Genomic DNA, 13,675 nt, shown 5'->3' on the forward strand with positions numbered 1-13,675 from the left:
GCCAAAAATAAATATTAAATACACGCACCACTTTGGATAACATTGGCAGCACAACGTTTGCCATTTGCAAATTGGCAAACCGCCGTTTCATCACCATTTAGTTCAAGTGTTAAGGCAGGTAATCCTCCTGCAGAAACGCAGGCTTCCTGAATCCCTGGCCCTAAATTAACCACTTGCTTTGCATACTGAGTTGCAGAGTTATCAACGGTTTTATTCACTTCTGAGCTTCCACAAGCCGATAACATCACTGACATTACAACTGCCACAACAACTGTCATCACAGGTTTTAATAACTGGCTGACCTTACGCCCCATGCTGTTTATCTCCCTCCCATCAAGCCGTTGTAACCCCTTGCCTTGCACTAGTGTGTGCTACTTTTTGAAAATAAATTGATGACTAAAACACCAATAATAATTAATAGCATACCAATAATTGCAGGTAAATCGAGTTTTTGGTGATAAATAAAAATTGCAGCAACAGAAACTAACACAATCCCTAGCCCAGACCAGATAGCATAGGCAATCCCCAATGGCATCACTTTCACTACCTGCGATAAGCCCCAGAAAGATACCCCATAGCCAATAATCACAATTAAAGACGGCCAGAAACGGCTAAAACCCTCAGAAGCTTTTAATGTGGTCGTTGCAATCACTTCTGCAAGAATCGACATCAAGAGAAAACTTAGACCTTTCATTGATAAACCTTATTGTTGTATTAAAAAAATAAATTATAGCGATAAACCAGAAAAAGCCCTGTATCCAATAAAGGTAATACAGAGCTTATTTAACTGTCTATTGTTGAGAGTGTTAATGTTGTTCAGCAGGTGCCAGCTTATCCGTTAATGTTTGGCTATAACGTTTAAACAAATAGAGGCACCAAATAAGCGACATGACACCAATTATAGCCCCCACATAACCAATTTGAGTCATCCCCATATGTACAATCACTTGATTACCCAGTAACGCCCCACCACCGATACCGATGTTAAAAATTCCAGAGAAGATAGCCATCGCTAAGTCTGTTGCATCTGGTGCTAAATCAATCACTTTAACCTGCATACCTAAGCTAATACACATCATCGCAATTCCCCAGAACACGGACAATATAATGAGTGACCAGACATTGCCTCCCATAGGCAACAGCAACAACAGACATAGCGTCATTAAGGCTATTGCTGAAGGTAAGAATATTAATGAAAGTTTTGTGCTATAACGGCTAAAGATGACGCTACCAATAATACCCGCAGCACCAAAAATCAGCAGCAAGACAGTGGCAAAATTTTGGCTCTGATGGGCTACATCGCGAACAAATGGCTCAATATAACTGTAAGCAGCGAAGTGTGCAGTCACCACTAATACCGTGAGCGCGAACATTCCGACTAATGCAGGTCGCTTGAATAAAACTGGAAGGCTTTTCAAAGAACCTGAATGTTCACTTGGCAAGCGAGGTAAGAAACGAATAAGTGCAATCATCGTAAATAATGCCACGACCCCGATACACAAAAATGTCACTCGCCAGCCTAAAAACTGCCCGATAACACGGCCGATTGGTAAGCCTAAAACCGTCGCTAACGCAGTGCCTGTCGCTAATAAGCCTAATGCCTGCGCTTTTTTGCCCGCAGGAGCTACACGAATAGCTAAAGATGCCGTAATCGACCAAAACACAGCATGAGACAAAGCAACGCCAATGCGCCCCACGATCAAAACATCAAAGTTCCACGCAAAACCTGAAACAAGATGACTGATAATAAAAATAACAAACAAGAATCCCAGTAGCTTACGCCGTTCTATTTTACTGGTTAATAACATTAACGGTAATGACATGAGTGCCACTACCCATGCATAAATGGTGATCATCAGCCCTGTATGCGCCACCGTCATGCCAAAACTCGCTGCAATGTCACTTAATAATGCAACAGGGACAAACTCCGTTGTATTAAAAACAAATGCAGCAACCGCCAGCGCTAAAACACGGATCCAAGCGGTTCTTCTTGATACTTGTGTCATTATTTATTTTGCCTTCAGTTTTCCATAAGCTAATTACACAAATCGGTTACCGACTTATGATGATGGCACATGGGAAATATATGTTTAGAACTAAACTGAACGATTAAACGGTGTTTTATTGCTCAAAACCACCGTATTTTTGTGAATTGTATCACAACTATTTAGCTATTTTAAAGCTTGCTATCAGTATTGGTAATCAATTTAAAATACATATTCCTGCAATTAGCCCTTCTTAAAAACCTAACTAGGCAAAATCAAACAAACACATCATTATTTGAGTGTTTTATCTTCGATTACATACATCTTATTTATCTGAAAGCACATATTATTTTTTCTATGCTACAATCCATCAAATTACTTTTTATCTTAAAGGATCGACTTAATGAAAACGCATTTTCCTACCGAACCAGATGTCCATGCACTTGCAGATGAAGTGACATGCCTAAAAAATTTGGTTACACATATGCTTAAAGCAATTGGCCAAGCAGATGCAGGTAAGATTTTGATCAAAATGCAGCGCGAAGTTGCTCAAATGGAAGACGAAAAACAGGCTGAAACCTATACAAACATCTTAGAACAAATTAAAACAGGTTATCGCCAATAGATTATTTAGCGATAAATGCGATTTAAAGCATAAACGTATTCAAGAATGGATTAACTGCACAAATAACTAAGTTTTTGTTATCAAAATCATCTATCTTTATTGACGAATTAAACCATTCTTTATTCATTTAGCTCCCCCTTCAAAACCCTATGAAGGGGGCTTTTTTTCCTCAATTATTGCCCTGCTTGTGTATATAAGTCATTACAATAATTAGCATATTCCTCTAATGTTGTATTCTCCGTTTGCTTACCCCAACTTTTTTGCTCTTCAAAAGCCCAAACTCGAAATACCTGTCCAAGGTTTGCACCAGACATCCCCACCTCTTTATATATCCGATGGTAAAACCCTTGATCTGCTTTATAAATTTCAAATTTAATGGGGACAAGCCGTGCAGGGTTAGATGCCGTTTGAAATGAATTACCAAAAAGTATTGTTTTAACCAGTATGTCCATGCTTAACTCCCATATGAAATTGAACATAGGTAAGATTACCCTATAACTAGAGTTAATATAGCTTATTATCGGGAATATATTGAAGACTCTTAGAAAATAAATGCCTATTTTTACGTAATTAAGAATAAATATCGAGTCAGTTTGGAGCGATGTTTTAGGCGTTTATATTCTAATTTGTTGGCATACAATGCAACTCAGTCTCCCAATCCTCATATGGCGGGTCAATAACATATGAATGGTCTACATACCAACGAATATAGTCTGTCGCACGCTTTTGCGCGTGTTTGAAATTAATTACATCACCCTTTTCATCAAGCTCCAATGTATTGATTAAAATAGCATACACTTGTTCAACTAAACTCGGTTCATCTACACACAATTCAACATAATCAACACCATTTAACATATAGTGGCTACCACTAGTCATAAAATAGGCGAACGTTCTCAACGCACCACTGACACTGTGTGAAAGTTTCATAACTGTCCCTATGAATATTATATAAAAAAGCCACTTCATTTGAAGTGGCTTCAAACTGCTGACAAACCGATTAGATTTGGCTGCAGGTTGGATTGGTTTTGAAAATAAACGAGAAAAATCAATTCATTAATTTTTGGCTGATAACACAAAGCAGGAAAACCACGCTTTTATCCTGCTTTGTCAACAACCTCAAGCCACTTCATTTGAAGTGGCTTTCCATACTATTTTAAATATTCGCCTGAGCGAAGTGCTTCAATTCGTTTATCTAACGGAGGGTGAGACAGGAATAATTCACTGAATGCTTTACCACGACCATTAATACAAAATGCCATCAAACGCCCTTCTTCTTGCGGCTCATAACTGGTTTTCAGTCTTTGCAGTGCCGCAATCATTTTTTCACGTCCCACTAATTTTGCAGAGCCAGCATCAGCGTGGAATTCGCGATAACGAGAGAACCACATGGTGATAATGCTTGCTAAAATACCGAATACAATTTCCAGTACCATAGAAACCGCAAAATAGACCATTGGATTACCGTTGCTACTTTCACTTTCGTTATCATTGTTTGACATAAAACCTGCAGCTAATTGAGCAATGATACGGGATATAAAAATAACGAAAGTATTCACAACACCTTGTAACAAGGTCATTGTCACCATATCACCATTGGCGATATGACTGATTTCATGGGCAATAACCGCTTCCGCTTCGTCGCGACTCATGTTTTCAAGTAGCCCTGTGCTCACTGCAACCAATGAAGCATCACGACGTGCCCCTGTTGCAAAAGCATTGATATCTGGCGCATGGTAAATAGCCACTTGTGGCATTTGAATCCCCACTTGCTGGGCTTGGCGCTGAACCGTTGTCATTAACCACTGTTCAGTTTGGTTACGTGGGTTTTCAATAACTTCACCACCTACCGATTTCAGAGCCATCCACTTAGACATCAGCAATGAAATAAAAGCGCCACCAAAACCAAATAAGCCCGCCATAATCAACAAGCCTTGAACGCTACTTCCGCGAATGCCTGTTAAACTCAATATTATTCCAAACACAAACATAACCGCTAAGTTTGTGAGCAAGAATAAAGCAATTCTCATCATTTTTTGTATTCCTTGGTAAAAACTAAGATCACGTAGAATTTACTTTATAAATAAGGTTTTTTCACACTATTTCAAGTCAATTAACACGAAAACAGTAAAAAATAACATAACTTTACACAGCGAGACTAAAAAAAGGGCAAGCGCTCTACCTACCTCTCTGTTTATTAAGAGTTCAAATTTTAACTATTTGTTTTAAAAGGGTCAATTCATAGCCATTTCAATTTAAACTTATTTTTAGTTGAATCGAGGAAGCTAATTTTTGAGGGATATGAATCTTAATAATGTATTTATCGGCTCTTTTGATGAATTTCTTAGCCTGATAAACAATAGTTAAGGTTTCGCTTACGAAAAAATAATGCCACGCAGCGTGGCATTATTATCACAATATAATGATAGGTTAACAGCAAAAAAACTCGTGCCTTAATTCGCTTTCTCTTTAGCAACTTTTGCCGCTTTTTCTTTTGCTGCTTTAGCGGATTCTTTATCCGCGGCTTTGGTTGCTTTTTCTTTAGCAGCCTTAGCAGGCTCTTTATCAGTAGCCTTAGTCGCTTTTTCTTTTACTACTTTTGATTTTTCTTTATCCGCAGCTTTACTTGCTTTTTCTTTTGTTTCTTTTACTGCATCTTTTTTATCTGTCGCTTTTGACGCTTTTTCTTTTGTCTCTTTCACTACGTCTTTATCGGCTACTTTTGATGCTTTTTCTTTCACCACTTTTGCAGACTCTTTATCAACCGCCTTGGAGGCTTTTTCTTTTGTTTCCTTCACCACCTCTTTGTCAGCCGTTTTTGAGGCTTTCTCTTTCACCGTTTTCGCTACATCAGTGGCTTTATCCGAAGCTTTTGTTGCTTTTTCACTGGCTGTTTTGCTTGTTTTATCCCCTGTTGATTTGATTGAATCAGACACAGAAGGTTTGCTGGATTGTTTTGCGACTCCTGCCCCAATTACACCACCAGCAATACCCGCCTTGCTGTTAATGTCGTTTTTTAATTCAATGGTACACACTTGCTCTGAGCGACTTGTTGAACCATCATTACAAATAAACTTACCATCTTCGCAGCGATCTATCCCGCCTTTACTGCCCGAGCAAGGGTAATTTCTTGCATTCGCGGTATTGACCACAGAAACCATCATGACACTAACAGCCATTAATCCTAAAAGTAATTTACGCATGGTATTGCCTCATGTTTAAAAGAGCTACAACAAAAGTTTAGGATAAATTAAGCAAAGGTAAAGAATTCTATCGTTAGAGCATTAAGTTAACTTCAAAAATATTTTCGTTGTGACGTAAAATGAATAATGATAAGTCTGAGATTATCAATTTTAGTATAAAAAAAGCCAGCTTACGCTGGCTTCAGACTGCTGACAAACCGATTAGGTTTGACTGCAGGTTGGATAGGTTTTGAATGTATTTCGAACTACTGATTACCTGATAGCATTTTGGTGTTTTGTTTTGACAAATCAACCGCCATCTTCACTGTTTCGTCCAAGTATGGGTCTGGCGCTTCGTAATCTTTTGGTAGGTCTTCCAATTTCTTCAGTAATGGCTTACCTTCTTTCGTATTACGCTCATTTATTCGTTTTAGTTTCGTCGCCTCAATTTCATCATCTTCTTTCTTACGCTCTGCATAATTCAATGAAATCAGATTCTTACTTTCTTTACTTACTTTATAGCGAGCGATATCTTCATCGATATAATTGAATTCACGATCCTGACTAATTCTATCGAGGTGCTTAGTTTTAATGGCTGATAAATCAGGTGAAATATCCCCTACTTTGCTATAGTTCGCAGCAGGAATGCTATCCCATGGCAGCGCATTATCTTCAAAGCTTTCCCCCGTTTCAGCAGGATCTTGCCCCGTTGGCATCACAACATCAGGGGTAACGCCCTCACGTTGCGTACTACCACCATTAACACGATAAAATTTTTGAATAGTATATTGAACAGAACCTAATGATGGCCATTCAGGTTTTAGCATTTGGTCATAAACACGGCTTAAGCTACGGTGTTGCTGAACAGTACCTTTACCAAAAGTTGGTTCGCCCACAATTAAAGCACGACCATAATCCTGCATCGCAGCTGCAAAAATTTCAGACGCTGATGCACTAAACCGATCAACTAAAACAACCAAAGGACCTTTATAATAGATGACATCATCGTCATCAACATCTTGGCGCACTTGGCCATTGTTATCGCGTACTTGAACAATTGGCCCTTTTGGAATAAATAAACCCGATAATGAAACCGCTTCGGTTAATGCTCCACCACCATTACCACGAAGGTCAATAATTAGTGCAGAAACATTATCTTTCGCCATGTTTTGCAGTTGGGTTTTTACATCATTGGTTAAGCCCACGTAAAAACCAGGAATATCCAGAACAGCAACTTTATCTTTACCTTGCTGTTTAATCGTCAGTTTTACTGCACGATCCTCCAGTCGGATCTGCTCCCTCACTATAGTAACGATATGTGGCTTCGCCCCTTTAGTATCAGAAACGACTTCCAAACGAACCTGACTTCCTTTTGGCCCTTTGATCAATGCAACAACATCATCAAGACGCCAACCAACAACATCGACAATCGGTTTACCTGTTTGACCAACGCCGATGATTTTATCACCAACTTTCAACTCTTTACTTTTAGCTGCAGGGCCGCCTGCAACCAGTGAGTTGATAACCGTGTTTTCGTCATCTTGCTGTAAAACGGCACCAATTCCTTCTAATGATAAGCTCATTTCAGAATTAAATTGCTCAGTATTACGAGGCGAAAGATAACTGGTGTGCGGATCGATTTCACGCGCAAATGAGTTCACTATCAATTGAAAAACATCTTCACTTTGCGCTTGAGTTAAACGGCGTAACGCAAAATTATAACGCTTAGTGAGTTTCTCTTTGATTTCTTTGTCATCTTTGCCTGAAAGCTTTAGGTTTAACCAATCATAACGTACTTTTTGATCCCAAAGACGGTCAAGCTCTTGCTTGTCTTTAGGCCAAGGTGATTTTGAACGGTCAACTTCAATCGAATCTGTCGCATTTAAATCAATTGGTTGTTCTAAACGTGCTAATGCATATTTAAAACGTTCGAAACGTCTTTCCTGAGACAGGTTATACAGGTCATAAAACGCATCTAATTTGCCATCTTCAAGCCATTGCCCCACTTTTCCTTTATCTTTGGCATATTGGTCAACATCGGATTGAAGTAAAACATTGTGACCGAAATCTAACATATTGAGATAACGGTCAAATATTTTCCCAGAAAACGCATTGTCTAAATCAAATTGGCGGTAATGTGAACGTGTAAACCGTGAGGTTACTCTTTCACTGACGGTGCCATGCTGTGCGCTCTGTTTTAAGACAGGTAACTGAGCAGCAGTGACAGGAGCCACTGCTTGTGTATTAGCAATTGCACTGCCGAAAGTCGCCAGACTAACGACAAGTGCAACTTTAAGAAGTTTGTTCATGACCTGATTGACCTCCGTATCAGAACTTTAAATGTTCCGCGCGTACAATCATTGCCAGTCCAGTAGGCAATTGAACTCTCACACCGTCTTTCGCAATTTCCAGAACAGAAGCGTCCATCAAGCTGCTACCAACTTTCACTTTCAAGGTTTGGCCTATTTTAAGTGCATTGATATCAGTGACTGACTTCAGGTTTTGTTCAGGAGCTGGATTGTTACGACGGGGTGTTTTTTCTGATGTATTTTGCGGACGTTCTTTATTGTCTGATGGGCGACGACGTGGTGCTTTGTCTTTAGTAGCTTCTGGATTACGTGCTGGTTTTTCACCCGCTTTTTTCGCTACAGGACGTTTTTGCGCTTTTTGTTCAGCACGTTGTGCTTGAACGCGTGCTTTCGCCTCAGTTAATTGTTGGCGAGCATGAGCGATGTGCTCTGCATCTAGCTCACCACAATCTTCGCCATTTAGGTCAACGCGCTTTGCGCCTTCTTTAACACCGTAAAGGTAGCGCCAGCTAGAAGTATACATGCGTAATGCTGAACGCAATTGCGTTTTGCTAATACCATCTTCTTCCGTCAAGCACCCTACGATATCTTGAAAAATTCCGACTTTTAACGGACGTGCTTCGCCTTCAGCGATAAAACAGCGTGGAAAACGCTCTGCTAAAAATGCGATAACTTCTTTACTACTATTCAACTTAGGTTGATTTTCCATGAAATTTCCTGATAACAACGATTTTGCCAACCTCACGGGCATGAACAAGCCGACATTATAATCGTGTTGCTGACAATTGCCACGTTACTATTAATTTTACAGCCCAATATTTAGTAATATTTTGGCATAGAACACATTGCCAGATGCTGACACAACTGGTTTACAAGGTGTTGTAACCCTTTTTCATCTTCTTGGTCGAATTGGCTAATATTTGGGCTGTCAATATCTAAAACCCCGATATTTTGTCCATTTACTACCAGCGGAAAGACAATTTCAGCATTACTTGCCGCGTCACAAGCGATATGACCAGGAAAAGCATGAACATCTTCAACACGCTGAACTTGGTTTTCACTAAATGCCGTACCACAGACCCCTTTACCAAATGGAATTCGAACACATGCGACTTTTCCTTGGAATGGGCCTAAAACAAGCTCTTGCCCATTGCTCAAGTAAAAGCCAGCCCAGTTCACACCATCTAAACGTTCATATAATAACGCACTGGTATTTGCCAAGGTCGCAATTAAATCATATTCTCCCGCCAATAATGCAGAGAGATTATCTGAAAGTTCGAGATAATACTTCTTTTTATCCATAATTATTTCTAGTAATAATCAAGTAATTAAAATACACATATGCAAGAGTAATGCTAAGGTTACCAAGTTGTCACTTTGAGGTAAATTTTTTTACACTAGATTACATCTAGGCGAAACCCTAAAATGAGCAAATATGAATCACATTAATCATACTGACTTGATTTTGCAACGTTGTCGTCACTGCAATCAAAAAATTCATACGCCGCCATTTAGCCCGCGGCAGGTTATTATTTGCCCACGATGCGCCTCTCAACTCAATGACGGCCGTTCATGGTCATTAAATCGACTGTCTATCCTTGCCATCACGCTGCTAATGCTTGCACCCATTGCATTTTGGCAACCACTAATATCAATTCATCTATTGGGCAGCCAAATCAATGCCAATGTTATAGAAGGAATTCGCTTAATTAACCAGCAAGGTGACCCCATTACTGCCAGTATAGTGGCTTTTTGTGCAATTGCCGCTCCTTTGCTACTTCCCATTTTAGTTTTATCATTACAGGTTGGTCGAAAAATCGGCTTAAACCTCAGGCCTATTTTATTGGTCTTGAGCCATATAAAAGAATGGGTCATGCTTGATGTTTACTTAATTGCACTGGGTATCGCTGCGATCAAAATGCAAGATTATGCTAGTGTATTTATCGGCCACGGGCTGATTGCCTTTATCACAATGTCTATTTTGAGCTTGCTGATCCTCATCCACATGAACCTTGACCTGCTATGGAAAAACGTTTATCCCATCGAAGAAAAAGACTCGCAAGCCGACGCAATGACCTGTACAGCCTGCCATTACACAGGCCCACCCAATAAACACGGTAGGTGCCAGCGCTGCCATTGTTTGGTGCAATATCGGGATCCTCATAGCTTACAAAAAACGTGGGCCGCACTGATTGCTGCCATGGTGTTATTGTTTCCTGCTAACCTAATGCCGATTTCCATTTTTTATTTAAATGGTCAACGACTCGAGGATACCATTTACTCAGGTGTCGTTTCGCTAATCGATTCGGGTAACTGGCCAATTGCAATTATTGTTTTCATTGCCAGTATCTTAGTCCCGTTTATTAAAATTATTATTATGATTTTGTTGCTATTTTCGATTCATTTTAATAGCAAAACTGACCCTGTCTTACGCATGAAGCTCCTGAAGTTTGTTTCATGGATTGGCCGTTGGTCAATGTTAGATTTATTTGTCATCGCACTGATGATGACGCTCGTTAACCGAGAACAATTAATGTCCTTTACTATGGGGCCTGCCGCTCTCTATTTTGGCACCGCCGTGATTCTAACGATTTTAGCCGTTGAATGGTTAGACAGCCGTTTAATTTGGGATTCTTATGGAAAAACAAAACCCGCAAAATGAGCCTTCTGATGATGTTGCAGAAGCGATACAACGCCGACGTGTGCATATTTCGCCTTTTTGGCTGCTCCCCTTAGTCGCCATCTTTATCGCTGGATGGTTATTATTTCAACAGTGGGTTGAGCGCGGCACAGATATTACCATTGAATTCACCTCGGCTCCTGGTGTCGTCGCGAATCGTACCCCTATTCGTTACCAAGGTGTTGAAGTGGGTTTAGTGCAATCTGTGGCAATTAGCAAAGATATGAAAAACATCATTGTCACGGCCAGTATAAACAAAGATATGCGCTCAGCCTTGAATTCAGGTACTAAATTTTGGCTAGTCACCCCAAAAGCGTCCCTTGCAGGTGTCTCAGGGCTCGATGCCCTTGTTGGTGGGAACTATATTGGTATGCTACCAAGTACGGGATCTGAGCAATTTTCTTTTGTCGCACAAGACACGCCCCCTCAGCAAAATATTGACCAAGGCGAGCTGCTCATCCACCTTTCAGCTCCCGATTTAGGTTCATTAAATGAAAACTCGCCTATTTATTACCGCAAAGTGCCTGTTGGTCATATTTCAGATTATACCGTTTTGCCAGATAACCAAGGTGTATCCATCTCCGCTATCGTGCAAAAACGCTATGCCAATTTAGTGCGCAAAGACAGTCAATTTTGGAATGTTTCAGGCTTGCAAGGCCATTTTGACCTAAAGTCTGGCGCAAGTGTCAAAATGGAAAGTCTTTCTGCAGTCATTAATGGTGCCATTGCATTTGACTCTCCAGAAGGCAGTCCACAAGCTGAAGAAGGTCAATCGTTTGTCTTACAAAGTAATGCTGAGGTGGCAAATGCAGCGAAGCAAAACGCAAAATCACCACTGAATTTAACCTTATGGGCTCATGACACTTTTGGCGTCAATCAAGGGCAGCCCGTTGTTTACCGAGGTATTCAAATTGGCGAAGTGTTACAGCGTCACTTAAGTGCTGATAAAGTTGACTTTAATATTGCAATTTATGATGAATATCGCCACCTAGTAAGAGCAGACAGTAAGTTTGTCGCCAATAGCCGTGTTGATGTTCAATTGGGGCTAAATGGATTGCAATTTCAAGGCGCTACGCCGCAAGAATGGCTCGAAGGCGGGCTTCATTTAATTGTCGGAAACAGCCAAGAAAAACTCCCTGATACTTTCCCTCTCTATCGCAGTGACGAAAATGCCAAAGCGGGTATTCTGGGAGTTTCACCACCCACAACTATTACACTTAACGCGACCACTTTACCCGATATCCAAACAGGCTCAGTTGTGCTTTACCGTCAATTTGCTGTTGGGAAAATTATTGCCATTAAACCAACAAAGTTAGGGTTTGCCATCGATGTCAATATTTCCAGTGAATACCGCCATCTACTTACCGAGAACAGTATCTTTTGGGCTGAAGGTGGTGCGAAAGTCGAACTTAACAGCAATGGATTAACCGTCCAAGCAGCGCCTCTCAGCCGTGCAATTAGCGGAGCAATTAGCTTTGATAACGTTGATAGCTCCACCGTAAATAAAGCCCGTCAACATACATTATATCCCAATGAGACCTCCGCAAAAGCCATTGGTAGCGTTGTCACATTAACGACTTTTGACGCATCTAAACTTTCTGAAGGGATGCCAATTCGCTATTTAGGGATTAATATCGGCCAGATTGAGTCCTTAAAACTCTCTGCAGATAAACGCGAAGTTCAAGCAAAGGCAATCCTCTACCCTGATTACGTGAGTACATTTACCAAATTAGGTAGCCGCTTTGCTGTTGTCACACCAGAACTGTCACCTGCTGGCTTAAATAATTTAGACAGTTTACTTCAACCTTATATTAGTGCAGAGCCAGGCCGAAGTAATAAAAATCGTTACCAATTTGAATTACAAGCCGCCAATATTACTGATTCACGCTATCTTGATGGCTTAACCGTCTATCTTGATGCCACTGATGTAGGCTCAGTCCAAGTGGGTACGCCAATTCTCTTTAGGGGCTTAGAAGTCGGCGTTGTGACGGGATTATATTTGGGAGAGCTTTCCGATCGTGTTTATGTTGCGACTCGTATTGGTAAAGAATACCAATATTTGGTTCGTGACAATACCCAATTTTGGCTATCTTCTGGCTTTAATCTTTCCTTTGGTTTAACGGGAGGTGTCGTCAAAAGTGGAACATTTAAACAATTTGTTCGAGGAGGCATTGTGTTTGCAACCCCACCAACAGTGCCACTCTCCCCTAACGCTAAGCCTGAACAGCACTTCATTCTAAAATTAGAGCCACCAAGCGATTATTTGGAATGGGGAACCTCCATTCCAAAAAAATAACGACTACAAAGGTGCTTGTTCCCCCAACAATGCACCTTTTCCTTTTTAAGGATTAAAAAAATATTTTGGAAATAGATTCCATTTATACTATGCTTAATCTCGTTGGGCTGAATTTATACAGCTAAAATCAATCAGTGAGGTGTGATTATGTGTATAGTTAAATTGAAAATATCTTCCTATGAAATCAATGATGCCGTTATGGAGACCCATAAAAGCGATACAGTGAGTATCCCTTGTGATTCTGATACGGATTTTTGTATGCAATTAGACGGTTGGGATGAACACACGAGTATTCCAGCAACGATTGATGAAAAACCCGTGCTGTTATATCGCCACCGTTATGACAAAGAAAATCATCATTGGGTTATGAAGGTTGCTTAGTCGCTTATTGGGCAATAAGGCGATTAATCCAAAGATGATTGGCTTATTATTGATGGGTCAATATGTGGGAAAGCAAACCAATAGGCAAAAAAAGAGGCCTGGTAGATTCCGATTACCGGGCCTTGGGAAATGGCTCTGGCAGAGCCGTGCGCTAAAATTGCCATTGAGACGTAACAAAGTACACCTTAATACTAGCTTTCAATGTACGTTCTTACCA

General features: G+C 40.4%; 14 protein-coding genes. 4 read left to right on the forward strand and 10 right to left on the reverse strand.

Annotation, left to right across the window (positions count from 1 at the left end; translation table 11 throughout):
- Positions 1–14: 14 nt before the first annotated feature.
- From PR808_RS12215 to PR808_RS12225, 3 genes are all read right to left on the reverse strand, one after another.
- The gene (locus PR808_RS12215; protein ID WP_206086157.1) at positions 15–314 is read right to left on the reverse strand and encodes a DUF333 domain-containing protein; all 300 of its coding nucleotides are present in this window, start codon (positions 312–314) and stop codon (positions 15–17) included.
- A gap of 47 nt (positions 315–361) precedes the next feature.
- Entirely contained in the window at positions 362–694 is a 333-nt protein-coding gene (locus tag PR808_RS12220; RefSeq protein ID WP_206086158.1) for a DMT family transporter, read from the reverse strand.
- A 112-nt stretch (positions 695–806) separates the two neighbouring features.
- Positions 807–2,006 carry a sugar transporter gene (locus PR808_RS12225; RefSeq protein ID WP_206086159.1) on the reverse strand — a complete coding sequence of 400 codons (1,200 nt, stop codon included), beginning with the start codon at positions 2,004–2,006 and terminating at the stop codon, positions 807–809.
- Positions 2,007–2,388: 382 nt separating this feature from the next.
- On the opposite strand from PR808_RS12225, the gene PR808_RS12230 reads away from it, so the two are divergent.
- Positions 2,389–2,610: a DUF2594 family protein gene (locus PR808_RS12230; RefSeq protein ID WP_206086160.1), complete on the forward strand. Its 222-nt coding sequence runs from the start codon at positions 2,389–2,391 to the stop codon at positions 2,608–2,610.
- Between the two features lie 173 nt (positions 2,611–2,783).
- Here PR808_RS12230 and PR808_RS12235 read toward each other — a convergent pair whose 3' ends face one another.
- The 7 genes from PR808_RS12235 to PR808_RS12265 form a co-directional block, all read right to left on the reverse strand.
- The gene (locus tag PR808_RS12235; RefSeq protein ID WP_206086161.1) at positions 2,784–3,062 is read right to left on the reverse strand and encodes a hypothetical protein; all 279 of its coding nucleotides are present in this window, start codon (positions 3,060–3,062) and stop codon (positions 2,784–2,786) included.
- Positions 3,063–3,231: 169 nt separating this feature from the next.
- Positions 3,232–3,540, reverse strand: coding sequence for a DUF7677 family protein (locus PR808_RS12240; RefSeq protein ID WP_206086162.1), 309 nt, complete (start codon positions 3,538–3,540; stop codon positions 3,232–3,234).
- Positions 3,541–3,761: 221 nt separating this feature from the next.
- A complete protein-coding gene (gene htpX / locus PR808_RS12245; RefSeq protein ID WP_206086163.1) occupies positions 3,762–4,643 on the reverse strand; it encodes a protease HtpX in 882 nt (293 codons plus the stop codon).
- Between the two features lie 420 nt (positions 4,644–5,063).
- Positions 5,064–5,813 carry a cell envelope biogenesis protein TolA gene (locus PR808_RS12250; RefSeq protein ID WP_272539383.1) on the reverse strand — a complete coding sequence of 250 codons (750 nt, stop codon included), beginning with the start codon at positions 5,811–5,813 and terminating at the stop codon, positions 5,064–5,066.
- Positions 5,814–6,058: 245 nt separating this feature from the next.
- Entirely contained in the window at positions 6,059–8,101 is a 2,043-nt protein-coding gene (gene prc, locus PR808_RS12255) for a carboxy terminal-processing peptidase (RefSeq protein ID WP_272539384.1), read from the reverse strand.
- 19 nt (positions 8,102–8,120) lie between these two features.
- The gene (gene proQ, locus PR808_RS12260) at positions 8,121–8,810 is read right to left on the reverse strand and encodes an RNA chaperone ProQ (RefSeq protein ID WP_206086166.1); all 690 of its coding nucleotides are present in this window, start codon (positions 8,808–8,810) and stop codon (positions 8,121–8,123) included.
- A gap of 110 nt (positions 8,811–8,920) precedes the next feature.
- On the reverse strand, positions 8,921–9,403 hold the full coding sequence (locus tag PR808_RS12265) for a GAF domain-containing protein (protein WP_206086167.1): 483 nt from the start codon (positions 9,401–9,403) through the stop codon (positions 8,921–8,923).
- A 133-nt stretch (positions 9,404–9,536) separates the two neighbouring features.
- Between PR808_RS12265 and yebS the strand changes: the two genes are divergently transcribed.
- The 3 genes from yebS to PR808_RS12280 all read left to right on the forward strand — a co-directional run bounded on the left by yebS (position 9,537) and on the right by PR808_RS12280 (position 13,458).
- On the forward strand, positions 9,537–10,763 hold the full coding sequence (gene yebS, locus PR808_RS12270) for a membrane integrity lipid transport subunit YebS (protein WP_272539385.1): 1,227 nt from the start codon (positions 9,537–9,539) through the stop codon (positions 10,761–10,763).
- The gene (locus tag PR808_RS12275; protein WP_206086169.1) at positions 10,738–13,077 is read left to right on the forward strand and encodes a PqiB family protein; all 2,340 of its coding nucleotides are present in this window, start codon (positions 10,738–10,740) and stop codon (positions 13,075–13,077) included. The genes yebS and PR808_RS12275 overlap by 26 nt, the downstream gene beginning before the upstream one ends.
- Positions 13,078–13,224: 147 nt before the next feature.
- Complete coding sequence (locus PR808_RS12280; RefSeq protein ID WP_206086170.1) at positions 13,225–13,458, forward strand: DUF1480 family protein; 234 nt, start codon at positions 13,225–13,227, stop codon at positions 13,456–13,458.
- Positions 13,459–13,675 lie beyond the last annotated feature (217 nt).

Source organism: Providencia sp. PROV197 (assembly GCF_028479625.1).
Taxonomy (GTDB): domain Bacteria; phylum Pseudomonadota; class Gammaproteobacteria; order Enterobacterales; family Enterobacteriaceae; genus Providencia; species Providencia vermicola.

Coding starts and splice junctions, on each gene's coding strand:
- PR808_RS12265 (WP_206086167.1), bottom strand. CDS start 9,403: ATGGATAAAAAGAAGTATTATCTCGAACTTTCAGATAATCTCTCTGCA.
- PR808_RS12240 (WP_206086162.1), bottom strand. CDS start 3,540: ATGAAACTTTCACACAGTGTCAGTGGTGCGTTGAGAACGTTCGCCTAT.
- PR808_RS12230 (WP_206086160.1), top strand. CDS start 2,389: ATGAAAACGCATTTTCCTACCGAACCAGATGTCCATGCACTTGCAGAT.
- yebS (WP_272539385.1), top strand. CDS start 9,537: ATGAATCACATTAATCATACTGACTTGATTTTGCAACGTTGTCGTCAC.
- PR808_RS12250 (WP_272539383.1), bottom strand. CDS start 5,813: ATGCGTAAATTACTTTTAGGATTAATGGCTGTTAGTGTCATGATGGTT.
- PR808_RS12275 (WP_206086169.1), top strand. CDS start 10,738: ATGGAAAAACAAAACCCGCAAAATGAGCCTTCTGATGATGTTGCAGAA.
- PR808_RS12235 (WP_206086161.1), bottom strand. CDS start 3,062: ATGGACATACTGGTTAAAACAATACTTTTTGGTAATTCATTTCAAACG.
- htpX (WP_206086163.1), bottom strand. CDS start 4,643: ATGATGAGAATTGCTTTATTCTTGCTCACAAACTTAGCGGTTATGTTT.
- PR808_RS12280 (WP_206086170.1), top strand. CDS start 13,225: ATGTGTATAGTTAAATTGAAAATATCTTCCTATGAAATCAATGATGCC.
- prc (WP_272539384.1), bottom strand. CDS start 8,101: ATGAACAAACTTCTTAAAGTTGCACTTGTCGTTAGTCTGGCGACTTTC.
- PR808_RS12215 (WP_206086157.1), bottom strand. CDS start 314: ATGGGGCGTAAGGTCAGCCAGTTATTAAAACCTGTGATGACAGTTGTT.
- PR808_RS12225 (WP_206086159.1), bottom strand. CDS start 2,006: ATGACACAAGTATCAAGAAGAACCGCTTGGATCCGTGTTTTAGCGCTG.
- PR808_RS12220 (WP_206086158.1), bottom strand. CDS start 694: ATGAAAGGTCTAAGTTTTCTCTTGATGTCGATTCTTGCAGAAGTGATT.
- proQ (WP_206086166.1), bottom strand. CDS start 8,810: ATGGAAAATCAACCTAAGTTGAATAGTAGTAAAGAAGTTATCGCATTT.